Origin of the sequence: Algoriphagus sp. PAP.12 (assembly GCF_026652115.1) — a bacterium.
Classification (GTDB): domain Bacteria; phylum Bacteroidota; class Bacteroidia; order Cytophagales; family Cyclobacteriaceae; genus Algoriphagus.
This window is the reverse complement of the sequence record NZ_JAPPSQ010000024.1, coordinates 26,474-40,643: the sequence shown is the minus strand read 5'-3', so window position 1 is coordinate 40,643 and position 14,170 is coordinate 26,474. Positions and strand designations below refer to the sequence as shown.

The following is a 14,170-nucleotide window of genomic DNA, read 5'->3' as shown; positions in this document are numbered from 1 at the left end:
ATTGATTAATTGGAAATTCTTTCAGAAATCTGGAATCTTCACTTTATTAACTTCTCATTTTTTTCGTCTTTCGACATCAGTCCACACCCTCTTTTCAGATCATTGAAAAGCTTCATTATCTGAAGCCTCCTCAATCATTTCCTCTGCCAATTCTTTTCCTAGATAATTATCAATGATCCCATGACCTACATAAAGGAGTGGAGTAAGTAGGATGGCTACAGTAAACTTATAGATGTAATTGATGATTCCAACTGCGATGATTTGGCTCAAATCCCAATTGCCAAAAACATAAAAGGCGATCCCCAAAACCACAAATGAATCAATAAACTGGGAAACCAATGTGGAACCAGTAGCTCTTAACCAGATCATTTTGGCTCCAGTGAGGGATCTGAGTTTTTGAAAAACATAGACATCAATCAACTGACCTAAAAGAAAAGCTGTCAAAGATCCAATGATAATGCCCAGACCTTGTCTAAATATGGTATTGAATGCAAAACTAATGTCGAAAGGGCTGCCGTCGGGACCTTGAGAATTCACATCCAACCAAAAGTCTGCCGGAGTTAAAACGGTTACAACACCAATCACTAAAAATACATAGGCGATCAATCCGGCCGTGATAAAACTGATTTTACGGACTCCTTTTTTTCCAAAATACTCATTGATGATATCTGTAGTGATAAACACAATAGGCCAAATTACTGCTCCAGCAGTTAAATTGAAATCCAGGACGTAGTCACCTAAGATATTGATGTTGGCCGGATCGAAACCCAAGGTTTTTTCAGCAGAAAAGATTTTCACCCCAATAATTTCGGCTAAGATCGCATTGGTCAAAAAGATGGATCCTAGAACAAGGAAAAGATTCGTTTTTTTGGCTTGCTGACTTTGGTTCATAAGTTCGAAAATAGACTATAAAAGATGAAAAAGTAGAGGATTGTTTAATTTTTGCAATTAAAAATAACCCAGTTAAATGGATATTTACTTGGTAATTCTTTGGAGGGAATTAGATCTATAGCGCTAATTTTCTTTCCTGTAAGTCATTTTCCATTAATAACAAGTATACGACTATCATGTATATACATAGGAAATGATCAACCTAATGAAGTAATATGCATGTGAATGTAAAAGCTTACCATTTAGATTTTTCATTCTACTCTTTAAAACCCTACAACCCAAACTGACCTTTTTCTATCTACTTATTTCTCCAATGAGGAAGCTCAGATGGAAGACCATATTTGTTATTCAGTTTAGGTTTATGCGAAAACTTCTTTTAGTACTTATTGCCTCTGGATTGATGGGGAGGGGCCTTCAGGCCCAAGAAACCCTAACCCTTCAAGAGGCTTTAAGTTTGGCAGTTTCCAATTACGGATCCATTACTTCCAAGGAACACTACGCCCAATCATTTCAATTACTTTCAGATCAGGCCAGAAGAGATTACTTACCCAATTTTAACCTGGGTGCTCAGCAAACCTATGGTACTGTTAATGGTCAGCTCGGTCCCATGTATGGTTTTGGACTCAATGCAGCATCTTCAGGTTTACCACGCGATACCCAGACCTGGGAAGCCACTTTTGGAGCTTTGTACCTAGCCAATGTAAACTGGAATGTTTTTGCCTTTGGAAGGAGCAATCGAAAGATTGCCCTAGCAAACGCCAGAGCAATTGAGAGCGAAGGAGATTTGCAGCAAGAAATTTTCCAGCATAAAGTAAAAGTTGCCAGCGCCTATTTAAATCTGTTGGCGGCCCATCAGTTAACTGAGTCATTTGAGAAAAACCTAGAAAGGGCAGAAACCTTCCAGCAAATAGTGAAGACCCGAGCTAGAAATGGCTTGATTCCCGGTGCTGATTCATCTCAGGCAGATGCCGAGCTTTCCAATGCAAAAATAGCCTGGACCAATGCACTTAATAGAGAGCAGGAAGCCCAGAATTTATTGACCATTCTTACTGGAACAGCCATTGGGGAATTTGTTCCTGATACCTTATTTGTTTCCCAGTTTCCTAGGGTTGTTGATACCCGAGAAACGCTGTCTAGTCACCCTAACTTGGCCTGGAGACAGCAAAGAATTATCACCGCAGATCAACAAAGAGCTTATACCAGCACGCTAAAATATCCGGCATTGACACTTGTGGGAGTATTTCAATCAAGAGCATCTGGCTTTGGAAGTAATTATAATCAAGACCCTACTGATTACTCTCACGACTATTTACAAGGTGTCAAACCTACTCGTTCCAATTACCTTTTTGGGTTTGGCTTGACCTGGAACCTGACTGATTTGCTCAGAATATCTAAGCAAACTTCAGCACAAAAAGAAGTGGTTTTAGGGCTCCAGAAAGAGTATGATCAGGCTTATTTGGAATTAAGTCAAAATGCGAGTTTGGCAAAGACCAAAATGGAAAATGCCATTTCCAATGCCTTGGAAGCTCCCATACAGGTGAAAGCAGCCACTGAGGCATACCAGCGCCAAGTAGTCATGTATGAAAACGGATTATCTGATTTAGTCAATGTAACCCAGGCCTTGTATTTACTGATCAGGGCGGAAACTGACCAGGCGATTGCACAGAATAATGTTTGGCAGGCACTGCTTTACCAATCCGCTGCAGTGGGTGATTTTGACATTTTCGAAAACGAACTTTAACCTCCTTTCATGGAATTAATACGATTTGCATTACGGAAACCCATCACCATTCTAGTACTAGTTTTGGGTTTGCTGTTCTTTGGAATAAAAGCTGTCAACTCTATTAAAATTGACATCTTTCCCCAATTGGATTTGCCGGTTCTATATGTTTCACACCCACATGGGGGATACATGCCAGAACAAATGGAGGCTTTTTATGCGAAGCCTTATGTGAATATTTTCTTGTTTGTCAACGGGATCAAACAAATCACGACCAAGAATATCCAGGGCTTGATGTTGATGAAAATTGAGTTTTATCCTGGAACAGATATGGCTCAGGCCGCTGCAGAAGTTTCAGCCTTTTCTAATAGGATTCAGGTAGTTTTTCCTCCCGGTTCCAATCCACCTTTTATCATCAGGTTTGATGCGTCGACCTTACCGGTGGCTCAATTGGTTTTGAGTAGTGATAGAAGAACAAACAATGAGTTGCTGGATATCGCAAACATTTATGTTCGATCTACATTTACTTCCATTCCGGGCTTGGTTTCTTCTCCACCAAATGGAGGTAGTAGCCGTACAGTGGTGATCAGTGTGGATCCCAAGAAGCTGAGGGAATACAACCTATCTCCGGATCAGTTGGTAGAGGCTATGCGGGTCAATAATATCACCACACCTTCGGGAAATATCAGGATTGGGGATAAAAATTATATTACGCCTTCCAATACCATTTTAGAAAAGGTGGAGGATTTTGAAAATATCCCTCTTTTCAAAGATGGTGACGTCCATAACTTGTATATGAAGGATGTAGCCAAAGTAGAAGACGGAGCAGATATCGTGACCGGTTACGCTTTGGTAAATGGGAGAAGATCTGCCTACCTGAACATCGCAAAAAGTGCCGATGCTTCTACTTGGGATGTTCTTCAAAATCTGAAGAAGAATATTCCGGGTATCCAGGAGCAACTTCCAGAGGATGTCAAATTGACTTTGGAATTTGACCAGTCACAATATGTGGTCAACTCAGTTGAAAGTTTGGTCCACGAAGGGATTATCGGTGCCATTTTAACCGGCTTGATGGTATTCCTTTTCCTGGGTGATGTGAGAGGCGCATTGATTGTGATTTTAACAATTCCTACCTCTATCATTATTTCAGTGCTGTTCCTCAATCTTTTTGGTCAGACCATCAATATCATGACCTTGAGCGGATTGGCTTTGGCTATTGGAATTCTGGTGGATGAGAGTACGGTGACAATAGAAAATATCCACCAACATTTTGATATGGGCAAGCCCAAAGCTTTGGCTATATGGCATGCCTGTAAGGAGATCGCTTTTCCAAAGCTATTGATCTTACTCTGTATTTTGGCTGTTTTTGCCCCAGCCTTCAGTATGGGGGGGATTCCGGGTTCTTTGTTTTTGCCTTTGGCTTTGGCAATTGGATTCAGTATGGTGGCATCTTACTTTCTTTCTCAGACATTCGTTCCGGTTCTGGCAAACTGGATCATGAAAACCCATCATCATCCTGAAGAGAAAAAGAATAGCATCACTTCCGAACCTCCAACTCTAGAGGAGGAGGAAGAGGAAACCTGGCGTCAGAAAGAAGAAATGGCAACTCGTGAGGATATCAATCAAGATGGAAAGATTGATATGTTTGAAAAAATGAGGCAGCGATATCTATCCACTTTGGATAAAATGATACCTTATAAAAAGCCTATCGTCAGTAGCTACTTGGTAGTGAGTATTCTTTTAGTAGGGCTTTTGGTAGCTGGAATCGGAAGAGATGTACTGCCCAAAGTGGATGGGAGCCAATTTCAGTTGAGAATGAGATTGCCGGATGGAACCCGAATGGAAAAAACCGAATTGGTAACCATCAAATTATTGGATGGGATTCAGGAATTGGTGGGAGACGATGTGAAAGTAGTTTCTTCCACTTACATCGGTTTGCATCCCCAGACTTATTCAATCAACCCGGTATTCCTGTGGATGCAAGGTCCTCATGAAGCGGCTATGATGGTTGCCATGGAAGGTGAAGTGGATTTTGATCTGGATGAGTTGAAAGATCAGATTCGTGCTAAAGCCAAAGAAATTAATCCCCAAATGCGTCTTTCTTTTGAGCCAATAGAATTGACTGACAAAATTTTAAGTCAAGGATCTCCAACTCCGATTGAAGTAAGGCTTTCTGGTAGAAATAAGGAGAACAACCGAGAATATGCCCAAAAACTGATTGACCGATTGAAAGAGTTACCAATTCTTCGGGATGTACAGTTGGGTCAGTCGGTGAATTATCCGACGATCAATATCAATATCGACCGACAGAAGGCGGCACGTTTGGGAATCGATGTACAAAATGTTTCTAGGTCACTGATCGCATCCATTTCATCCTCTCGATTGGTGGAGAAAAATACCTGGATTGATCAAAAAATTGGGAATACCTATAGTGTACAAATTCAGGTGCCAGAAGGAACCATGAATAGCCTTCATGAATTGGGAGAAATTCCTTTGGTCAGAAATCAAGCTCGTCCCATTTTGAGTGACATAGCCACTTTTGAAGAGGGAGTCACTGAAGGGGAGATCAATAACCTGGGTACCATGCCTATGTTGACTGTTACAGCCAATCTTCATGGAGTGGATTTGGCCACTGCTGCAGCCCAAGTGGATAAAGCCATTGCAGATCTGGGTGAATTGCCAAGAGGATTGAGTGTGGATTTGATCGGGATGAGCTCGACTTTGATAGAAACCCTGGCAAGTCTGGAAAGTGGTTTGTTGGTGGCAATTATTGTGATTTTCCTGATGCTTGCAGCTAATTTCCAATCTTTCAAAGTCTCAGGAGTAGTCCTTGTAACAGTTCCCGCCGTGTTATTGGGATCCCTTGTTTTGTTGGTTTCGGTAGGATCTACCTTGAACCTTCAATCTTACATGGGGATTATTATGTCAGTTGGAGTGTCTATTTCCAATGCTGTTCTGTTGATCACCAATGCCGAAGAACTTAGAATCAGAAATGGCAACGCTCTGCTTTCTGCCAAAGAAGCAGCTTCCCTTCGGATGAGACCGATCGTGATGACTGCTTTGGCGATGATTGTAGGGATGATTCCCATGGCCATCGGTTTTGGAGAAGCCGGAGATCAGACCTCTCCATTGGGTAGGGCAGTCGTCGGGGGACTTGCAGCCTCTACCATTGCAGCATTATTTATTCTTCCTTTGACATTTTCATGGGCGCAAGGGAAGACAAGTACTCAAAGTGTGTCTTTGGATCCTGAGGACGAAGAAAGTATACACTATGTACCTCATTCCCATGCACATTCCTAAAATTCGACCAGCTATGTATTCTTTTCATTCAACAATCCTTTCTATGAATTCTGTGATTATGTCCAAAAAAATATGGATGCCCTGTATAGCTGCAGCTTTGATTTGGGGCTGTGAAACCAAATCAGAAGAGGTTCATTCTGAAGGAAATACATCTTCAGAGGAGATTACCCAAGCGGGAATGATCATAGGAAATGAAACTCTTGAGACAGATTTCAGGATTCCTGGAGAATTGATTGCCTACCAAGAGGTGGACCTGTATGCCAAGGTCAGTAGCTTTGTTGAGAAGCTTCGGGTAGATGTTGGTTCTCAAGTCAAAAAAGGAGAATTGTTGGCTACACTGGAAGCTCCTGAAATCAGCAGCAGATTAGCTGGCGCTGAATCTCGCTTAAAATCTTTTGAGGCAATTTATTTGGCTAGCAAAGCCAGTTATGAACGATTGAAGCGAACCAGTGAAACTCCTGGAACAGTCAGTGAAAATGACTTGGAAATGGCATTTGCCAAACAAGAATCGGATTTGGCTAATTGGGAATCGGCCAAAGCTGCTTTTAAAGAAATCATGGATACCAAGGGCTATTTGGAGATTAGGGCACCTTTTGCCGGGGTGATTACTGAGAGAAATGTTAGCTTGGGAGCATATGTTGGACCTTCTGGCAAAGGATCTGAGTTTCCGATTTTTACACTTAAGGAATTGGGCTTGCTGCGACTAGTGGTGAAAGTCCCTGAATTGTATGCTGCAAATTTGAAAAGTGAGGATTTGGCGACCTTCACTGTCCAATCCCTTCCGGGAAAAGAATTTGCTGCCAAGATTTCCAGAAAAGCCGGTGCTTTGGATGACAGGCTTCGAGCTGAATATATAGAAATGGATGTTCCTAATCCTGAGGGTCTTTTCTTACCGGGAATGGTCGCTGAAGTTACTTTACCGATTGAATCGGGCGAAAAGTCCTTAGTGATTCCTGCTGCTTCAGTTTTGTATTCAACTACTGGGACTTATGTGATCAAAAAGTCTGGAGATAAAGCAGATTGGATCGATGTTTCTTTGGGGAAGAAAAGTCTGGATCAAATAGAGATTTTTGGAAAGATTGCCGCTGGAGATACGATTTTGATTCATCCAAGTGAGGAGATCAGAAATCAGTCTTCTTTGAATGTCAAACTTGCTGAATAGGATTTTAAATCTGGTAGGTGTCGCCTTCCACACTTAAGATACTTTCTGGGAAAACACTTTGGGCCTCTTCTAATAGAGGTTCCAAATTTCCATACCTGGAGGAAAAGTGTCCCAATAACAACTTTTTAGCCCCTGATTGCATTGCTATGTCTGCTGCTTGCTTAGCCGTACTGTGGAAAGTTACTGCTGCACGTGCGCTATCAGCTTCCACAAAGGTGGACTCATGATAGAGTAAATCTACATTTTGGAAATATTGGATGATCTCAGGATGGTAAATGGTATCCGAGCAATAAGCGTACGATCTTAGAGGAGGAGCAGGATAACAATATTCTCGAACTGAATAAAAGGATCCATCAGCCCCTACATAATCCACTCCTTTTCTCAATGAATGAATGGCTTCCAATGGAAGTTTTTGCTTTTGGAGTTTTTCCTTGATCAGGTTTCTATATCCTTGTTTTTCCCTAATCAGAAAACCAGTCGTCGGTAGCCTGTGAAGCAAAGGAAAGCTAAAAACCTTAAAATTAGGATGATCTACCAATTGATTCATACCGCTTGGATCAGTCGCAGTAAAATGAAGAGAATAGGTTAATTCGGTATGACTATGTCTAAAATGGGTGGTGATTATATCATCTAATCCGGGAGGACCGTATAAAAAAAGGGGACTTTTACGCCGGGACAAGTTATAGCTCGAAAGCAATCCAACCAGTCCCAGGTAATGGTCCCCGTGTAAATGCGAAATGAAAATATGGGAGATTTTAGAGACTTTGACTTTGAATCTGCGGAGTTGAATTTGCGTTCCTTCTCCACAGTCCAGAAGTACTAAATCCTGACCTATTCGGATCACCTGCGAAGTATGATTTCTCCCATGCGCTGGGATGGAAGAGGTGTTTCCGAGTACGGTTACTTCAAAATCTCTAATCAATCTTCCTCTTCTTCTTCAGCTCCGTTTTCGATTGCGTGGATGAAGATAGCTTCAGAAGCTTCTTCCAGAGAGTTGACCAAGTTGAGTTTTTTGTCCAACATGGAGATTTTCAACAATTTCATCACGTGATCCTGTACACCTGAAATCAAGAAGATCCCACCGTTTTTACCAAACTCACGATCTCCAACCAAAAGGGCACTCAATCCGCTGGAATCCACGTATTTTACTTCACTCAAATCCAAAACCAAGTTTTCATACCCTTCGGCATGAACGGTTAACAATTCTGATTTCAGCACTGGAGCCAATAGAGAATCCAGTTTATCCTCCAATGGAGTGAATATTACGTATTGTTCTTTTTTATCGATACTGTATTTCATAGTCTGTGTTGGTTTTTAGGAAAGGTAAGAAAGAACTGCCTGTTCAATTCTGTTTTCCAATTGGTCTGTTGCTGCTTTTTGGAATTTTTCTCCGGTGATCTTTTCGAAGAGCTCAATATAGCGATCTGAGATACTTTCTACAATTTCATCAGACATTTCAGGCACTGTCTGTCCTTCTTTTCCCTGGAATCCATTGGCGATCAACCATTGTCTTACAAACTCTTTAGAAAGTTGTTTTTGAGGCAATCCCTGAGCCTGATTTTCTTCATAGCCATCTGCATAGAAATATCGGGAAGAATCTGGAGTATGAATCTCATCGATCAGATAAATCTCGTCTCCAAACTTACCAAATTCATACTTGGTGTCAACCAATATCAATCCCATTTCTTGAGCCATTTCCTGTCCTCTTTGGAAAAGTGCTCTCGTATATTTTTCTAAAACAGCATAGTCTTCAGGAGTAACAATTCCTTTGGCTAGGATATCTTCTCTGGAAATATCTTCATCATGTGCACCATCCATTGCTTTGGTAGTAGGAGTGATGATAGGAGTTGGGAAAGCGTCATTTTCTTTCATTCCCTCTGGCATTGGAACTCCACAAAGCAATCGTTTTCCAGCTTTGTATTCTCTGGCGGCATGTCCAGACATATAGCCTCTGATTACCATCTCTACTTTGAAAGGCTCACATCTCTTTCCGATCGTTACGTTCGGATCAGGAGTAGCACTTACCCAGTTTGGGACGATGTCTGAAGTTGCTGCCAAAAACTTGGAAGCAATCTGATTCAAAACCTGTCCTTTGAAAGGGATGGGACGTGGTAAAACCACATCGAAAGCCGATATTCTGTCAGAAGCGACTACAACCAGCTCTTTTTCAAAAATATATACATCTCGAACCTTTCCTTTGTAGAACCCCTGCTGACCAGGGAAAGAAAAGTGTGTTTCTTTGATCGCTTGACTCATGCTTTTGATTTTTGGCAAAAATAGAAAAAGCTTTTCCTTAATGCTTTTCTAAAGTAGATTATTTGTCGTTTAACTTTCCTTTCTCGTAAAATTCAGTCTTTATCAACTTTTCTGACTCGTCATAAAACTCCCTTTTTCCATGGAGTTTTCCAGCTGAAAAGTTTCTGATTTCCGATAAGGTACCATCCTCACGATAGACCTTTACTTCACCCTCAGCCTCTCCATCTTCATAATTGACAATCAAATTTACCTGTCCATTTCTGAAAAAGGTAGTCTCGGTCAATGGAAAATTACTTTTGGGAACAAACTCACGTTTGAAAGCGAGAGTTCCATCATTGTAATAAGTAAGAAGTGGGGTGATAGGAATTCCTTTTTTGTAGGTGATTTTGGATCGAATGCTTCCATCTTCGAAGTATTCCAATTGCTCTGCTTCTGCAAGTCCATTTTTATACAGACCTCTCCGTTGGGGTTTTTCTCCCTCGAAATTTGAAATGTATTCTCCATCCAAAAGTCCTTTTTTATATCCAATTGAGGATTGGAGAGATCCGTTTGGGAAATATGTTTTTTCAATACCGTCAAGAGATCCTTTGGAGTAGTTGGCAGATCTGACTAATTGCCCGTCTTCATTAAACTCTTCTTGTAGCCCCTCATATTCTCCATCTTGGAATACACCACGGAATTCAAGTTTTCCATTTTCATAATAGGACTCACTGGGACCATTTGGCCTATCATTATGAAATTCAGTAATGTCCTGTATTTGACCTGATGGGAAATAAGTACTGACTTTTCCTTCAATTTTATTTTGGTCGAAATAAAGCTCTTGCTGAAGATTTCCTCCAGCGAAATAACTTTTGCTAAAGCCTTGCCTGTTATTATTTAAAAAGTTGGTGATTCTTAGTGTATCTCCAGTTTTGGGATCTAGATCTAAAAAGACTCCATTGCGCTGATCATTTTTCAAATGACCAATTTGTATCAAATTACCCTCTTCATCGAATCGTTTGATTTCACCCTCTGCCAATCCATTTACTCGGAAATACAACTCTTTGATAAGAGTTTCTTCCTCATCATAATAGGTTCTGATGGTGTCTTGGGCATTAGAGAAAAATGCCGCTAGCATGAAGGAAGCAAAAAGTAGGGTTTGTTTCATAAAATGGATCCGCGGTGGGTTTCACCGCAGATCAAGATAATAGCTTTATCAGACTTTTTCTATAACCATAGCAGAGGCTCCGCCACCTCCATTACAGATTCCTGCTACCCCAATGGATCCAGACTCCTGATGAAGGACAGAATTTAAGGTTGCAATGATTCGGGCTCCAGAGGCACCTAGTGGGTGCCCCAAAGAAACGGCTCCACCATAGACGTTCAGTTTTTCCGGATCTAGATTTAATTCTTTTTGATTAGCCAAAGCTACTGCGGAAAAGGCCTCATTGATTTCATAGAAATCTACATCATCAGCTGTAATTCCTGCATGTTTGATCGCCTTTGGGATGGCTAGGGCAGGAGCCGTGGTAAACCAAAGCGGATCAGTCGCTGCGTCAGCAAATCCTCGGATTTTCGCCAAAGGTTTTAAACCCAACTCATCCAATTTTTCTTTGCTTACCAAAACCAATGCGGAAGCACCGTCATTCATGGTAGATGCATTCGCCGCGGTTACGGTTCCTTCTTTATCGAAAACGGGACGAAGAGATGGGATTTTCTCAAACATTACATTCTTGTATTCCTCATCCTCATCGATCACAATGGTTTCTCCTTTGCGACCTTTCATCTCCACGGGAACTACTTCCTCTTTGAAATTTCCCTTTGCCCATGCGTCAGCAGAACGCTGATAGGATTGGATGGCATAAGCATCTTGTTCCTCTCTGGAAATATTCATTTCCTTCGCAGTATTATCAGCACAGTTTCCCATTGGGAACTTATAGTAAACTTCGAATAACCCGTCTTTTACTAAGCCATCGACGAATTCTGCATTGCCGTATTTGTATCCGAATCGAGCTTTAGGGACATAAAAAGGAACATTGGACATGCTTTCCATTCCTCCGGCAACTACAACATCATTGATACCTAGCATGATAGATTGAGCTCCAAACATGACAGCTTTCATGCCCGAAGCACATACTTTGTTGACAGTGGTACAAGGAACTTGATAGCCTATTCCAGCACCGATTGCGGCCTGTCTGGCAGGAGCTTGTCCCAAATTGGCTGAAATCACGTTCCCCATGAAAACCTCCTGGACAGCATCGGCCTTTACACCCGCTTTACCCAAAGCGCCTTTGATTGCAGCGCTTCCCAGCTCTACTGCGGTAAGACCGGAGAGTTTTCCTCCGAAACTTCCCAAAGGGGTTCTAACAGCCGAAACGATGTATACTTCTTTACTCATGTTAATTTGGGTTTATTTATATGAATGTACATGGTACTATGACCAAAGTACAAAGTATTTAAAACAAGGTGGGATTGATTAATTTTAAGACAAACTTCCAATTTCCAAACTCCCCACTTCATACATTTTACCAATCAGGAATCCCTCTTTTTGGTCTTTGTGTTGGCTTCTTTCTGTTTTGTTGAATGTACCTGAGTTCTGCAGCATTCATGCTTTCTAGAATTTGAGCAGCTTGTTCCGGCGTCAAATTCATGGCTTTCAGTTTTTCCTTGAACTCTTCCATAGCCTTTTGTTTTTCGGCTAGGTTGGCGTCCATTTGATCATTGGCATTTTCGCTTGCTGGATCTTGGCTTTGGTCTTCAGGATTTCCTTCTTGGGATTCTTTAGCTTTATCCTCTTCAGTTTTTTCACCCTGATCTTTGGAGTCTTGTTGTTCTCCCTCTTCACCTTGGCTTTGATTTTCCTGATCCTGTTTTTGTTGCTCTTGATTTTCTTGGTTTTGCTGCTGCTGATTTTGGTTTTGCTCCTGTTCCTGCTCTTGCTCCAGTTTTTCTTTGAGAGCTTTTAGCTTATTATCCTGAGGATATTTGGTGAGCCCGTCGTTGACAGTCTTCAGAGCATCCTCTTTTTCAGTTTTAACATAGGAGCGGGCTGCTCGGTTGAAATAATCCCCAGCAGATTGAGCCTGAACAGTCCAGGCAGCAAGCATAAATAGAAGGCTGAATAAATATTTCATGTTATTGTTTGTCTATTTCGGTGATCTCCTGGAGGCTTCCGATAAATTCCTGATAAGCAGCGACAGTTTCATCCTGCTGAAGGGCCTCCGACATTACCTGTAACGCATCTTGGAACCTAAATTGTTCAACCAGACGATCAGCTTCTGCTTTTTTACGCTTCGCAAATTCAGATGGTTCAGGCTTGTTTTGATCTTCATTTTGACGCTCCTGATCTCTTTGCATCCATCTGGCTAACAGCTCGTAATTATGGCGGGCCACCTCATTCAATGGATCTTGGATAAGGGCAGATTTGAATTTGCTTAAAGCAGCATCATATTCTTTTTTATTACCTAGAATTACGCCCCCCTGATTAAAACCAAAAGAAGATAAAACCTTGTTTGGAGCGATAGTAGCCTTGTCAAAATAGGTGGCTGCCTCATCATCTTGCTTTGCATAATGATAGGAAAGGCCTAAATCATAATCTAGCTCTGGACTTTGAACCTGAAATTGTTCTACGATGGCTAAATGATCCTGAATAGATTGCTCATATTCTCCATTGGCATAGCTTTCTGCTGCCACATCAATGGCTGAATTCATTCTGGAATCTCGCGTCCAAGAAGCTGGGATCAATAGAAGTACGGAAAGAATGACTTTGCTCCAGCTCATTACAATTTGATGGTTTTGATGGGTAAAATCATATCTAATAAAGATAAAACCAATCCTGCTAAAAGAAAATAGAAGTACTTATTTGAGGAGGTTTCGATTTGGCGAGTTCCAACAGTTCCGCCTTCTAATCTTTCCAAAGCGGCAGTCAAATCACCCAATTCCTGAGCTTCGTTTGAAATCTCAAAGTATTGCCCATTGGTTTCTGAAGCGATTTGCTGAAGCGGAGCTCGGTCCAAAAAGGTTTCAGCTGGTTTTCCCGTGTCAGGATCAATGATGACTCCATTTCCTCTTGGGATGGTAGCTCCTTGATCCGTACCAATTCCCAATGAAAATACTTTGACTCCCAAATCATTAAGCCGAGATCCAATTTCTTCCAGATCATCTCCGAAATTTTCACCATCAGAAATCAAAATGATGGATTTGGATGTAACTTCCTGGCTTTCTTCATTTTCAAATCTGTCCAAAGCCATCCTCAATGGTCCGTTCAAATCAGTTCCTGAATTGGGTACCAAGCCGGTATTCAAGCCATCGATATACAATTGAAGAACATTTTGATCAAAGGTCAAAGGACATTGCATGTAGGCCTCCGAAGAGAAAATGATCAATCCAATTCTATCAGATGGAAAGCTTTTGATCAGGTTTTTCAATTCAAACTTTACACGCTGAAGTCTGTTGGGGCCTATGTCCTGGGCATTCATGGACTGTGAAAGGTCTACTGCGATAAAAATATCCTTTCCTTCTTCTTTGATTTCCTTAGTTGAGGAACCAATGGAAGGCCCTGCAAAGGCAATGAGGAATAAAACAAAGTAGAGGGTTCTCAGTACCATTTTGGTGAAAAGCCGTCTTTTTTGAACTTTCAGACGTCTATTGATCGACCAATAACGGTATAAATATATGAGATAGAGGAGGATAAAAACTCCGCTGAGTAATGCTATTAACTTGTAATCAGGATAGGCCCAAATCATGGCTTGAAATTATAAAATAAAGCTTACTTTAAAAGAAAATTATCACCAACGGTCATCCTGTAAAGAAAGCTTATTCAAAGAATTAACAAACATTAATTTTTAGATCACGTGTAGGCT

Annotated in this window: 12 protein-coding genes; 3 read left to right on the top strand and 9 right to left on the bottom strand. The window is 41.2% G+C overall.

The genetic code is table 11. The features are described from left to right. Nucleotides 1-99: 99 nt before the first annotated feature. Nucleotides 100-891 carry a queuosine precursor transporter gene (locus O0V13_RS19640; protein WP_268036709.1) on the bottom strand — a complete coding sequence of 264 codons (792 nt, stop codon included), beginning with the start codon at nucleotides 889-891 and terminating at the stop codon, nucleotides 100-102. 361 nt (nucleotides 892-1,252) lie between these two features. On the opposite strand from O0V13_RS19640, the gene O0V13_RS19635 reads away from it, so the two are divergent. Genes O0V13_RS19635 through O0V13_RS19625 form a run of 3 tightly spaced genes read left to right on the top strand, consistent with a single transcriptional unit; the run spans nucleotide 1,253 to nucleotide 7,073 of the window. After that, entirely contained in the window at nucleotides 1,253-2,632 is a 1,380-nt protein-coding gene (locus O0V13_RS19635; protein ID WP_268036708.1) for a TolC family protein, read from the top strand. Nucleotides 2,633-2,641: 9 nt separating this feature from the next. Then, nucleotides 2,642-5,911: an efflux RND transporter permease subunit gene (locus O0V13_RS19630; RefSeq protein WP_268036707.1), complete on the top strand. Its 3,270-nt coding sequence runs from the start codon at nucleotides 2,642-2,644 to the stop codon at nucleotides 5,909-5,911. 43 nt (nucleotides 5,912-5,954) lie between these two features. Next, the gene (locus tag O0V13_RS19625; RefSeq protein WP_268036706.1) at nucleotides 5,955-7,073 is read left to right on the top strand and encodes an efflux RND transporter periplasmic adaptor subunit; all 1,119 of its coding nucleotides are present in this window, start codon (nucleotides 5,955-5,957) and stop codon (nucleotides 7,071-7,073) included. Nucleotides 7,074-7,077: 4 nt separating this feature from the next. Here O0V13_RS19625 and O0V13_RS19620 read toward each other — a convergent pair whose 3' ends face one another. The 8 genes from O0V13_RS19620 to O0V13_RS19585 form a co-directional block, all read right to left on the bottom strand. Further along, entirely contained in the window at nucleotides 7,078-7,995 is a 918-nt protein-coding gene (locus O0V13_RS19620; protein WP_268036705.1) for a ribonuclease Z, read from the bottom strand. Further along, nucleotides 7,992-8,372, bottom strand: coding sequence for an STAS domain-containing protein (locus tag O0V13_RS19615; RefSeq protein WP_268036704.1), 381 nt, complete (start codon nucleotides 8,370-8,372; stop codon nucleotides 7,992-7,994). Before O0V13_RS19615 ends, O0V13_RS19620 begins: the two co-directional genes overlap by 4 nt. A gap of 15 nt (nucleotides 8,373-8,387) precedes the next feature. After that, nucleotides 8,388-9,329 (bottom strand): phosphoribosylaminoimidazolesuccinocarboxamide synthase, encoded by a 942-nt coding sequence (locus O0V13_RS19610; RefSeq protein ID WP_268036703.1) that lies wholly within the window; start codon nucleotides 9,327-9,329, stop codon nucleotides 8,388-8,390. A gap of 58 nt (nucleotides 9,330-9,387) precedes the next feature. Beyond that, a complete protein-coding gene (locus O0V13_RS19605) occupies nucleotides 9,388-10,476 on the bottom strand; it encodes a toxin-antitoxin system YwqK family antitoxin (protein WP_268036702.1) in 1,089 nt (362 codons plus the stop codon). Nucleotides 10,477-10,524: 48 nt separating this feature from the next. Then, on the bottom strand, nucleotides 10,525-11,706 hold the full coding sequence (locus O0V13_RS19600; RefSeq protein WP_268036701.1) for an acetyl-CoA C-acyltransferase: 1,182 nt from the start codon (nucleotides 11,704-11,706) through the stop codon (nucleotides 10,525-10,527). A 127-nt stretch (nucleotides 11,707-11,833) separates the two neighbouring features. Further along, complete coding sequence (locus tag O0V13_RS19595; RefSeq protein WP_268036699.1) at nucleotides 11,834-12,442, bottom strand: hypothetical protein; 609 nt, start codon at nucleotides 12,440-12,442, stop codon at nucleotides 11,834-11,836. A 1-nt stretch (nucleotide 12,443) separates the two neighbouring features. Beyond that, a complete protein-coding gene (locus O0V13_RS19590) occupies nucleotides 12,444-13,088 on the bottom strand; it encodes a hypothetical protein (protein ID WP_268036698.1) in 645 nt (214 codons plus the stop codon). Then, nucleotides 13,088-14,053, bottom strand: a complete 966-nt coding sequence (locus O0V13_RS19585) for a vWA domain-containing protein (RefSeq protein WP_268036697.1) — start codon at nucleotides 14,051-14,053, stop codon at nucleotides 13,088-13,090. The genes O0V13_RS19590 and O0V13_RS19585 overlap by 1 nt, the downstream gene beginning before the upstream one ends. Nucleotides 14,054-14,170 lie beyond the last annotated feature (117 nt).

Excerpts from the sequence above, each read along its gene's own strand:
- O0V13_RS19640 (WP_268036709.1), bottom strand. The coding sequence starts at position 891 with ATGAACCAAAGTCAGCAAGCCAAAAAAACGAATCTTTTCCTTGTTCTA.
- O0V13_RS19635 (WP_268036708.1), top strand. The coding sequence starts at position 1,253 with ATGCGAAAACTTCTTTTAGTACTTATTGCCTCTGGATTGATGGGGAGG.
- O0V13_RS19630 (WP_268036707.1), top strand. The coding sequence starts at position 2,642 with ATGGAATTAATACGATTTGCATTACGGAAACCCATCACCATTCTAGTA.
- O0V13_RS19625 (WP_268036706.1), top strand. The coding sequence starts at position 5,955 with ATGAATTCTGTGATTATGTCCAAAAAAATATGGATGCCCTGTATAGCT.
- O0V13_RS19615 (WP_268036704.1), bottom strand. The coding sequence starts at position 8,372 with ATGAAATACAGTATCGATAAAAAAGAACAATACGTAATATTCACTCCA.
- O0V13_RS19610 (WP_268036703.1), bottom strand. The coding sequence starts at position 9,329 with ATGAGTCAAGCGATCAAAGAAACACACTTTTCTTTCCCTGGTCAGCAG.
- O0V13_RS19605 (WP_268036702.1), bottom strand. The coding sequence starts at position 10,476 with ATGAAACAAACCCTACTTTTTGCTTCCTTCATGCTAGCGGCATTTTTC.
- O0V13_RS19600 (WP_268036701.1), bottom strand. The coding sequence starts at position 11,706 with ATGAGTAAAGAAGTATACATCGTTTCGGCTGTTAGAACCCCTTTGGGA.
- O0V13_RS19595 (WP_268036699.1), bottom strand. The coding sequence starts at position 12,442 with ATGAAATATTTATTCAGCCTTCTATTTATGCTTGCTGCCTGGACTGTT.
- O0V13_RS19590 (WP_268036698.1), bottom strand. The coding sequence starts at position 13,088 with ATGAGCTGGAGCAAAGTCATTCTTTCCGTACTTCTATTGATCCCAGCT.
- O0V13_RS19585 (WP_268036697.1), bottom strand. The coding sequence starts at position 14,053 with ATGATTTGGGCCTATCCTGATTACAAGTTAATAGCATTACTCAGCGGA.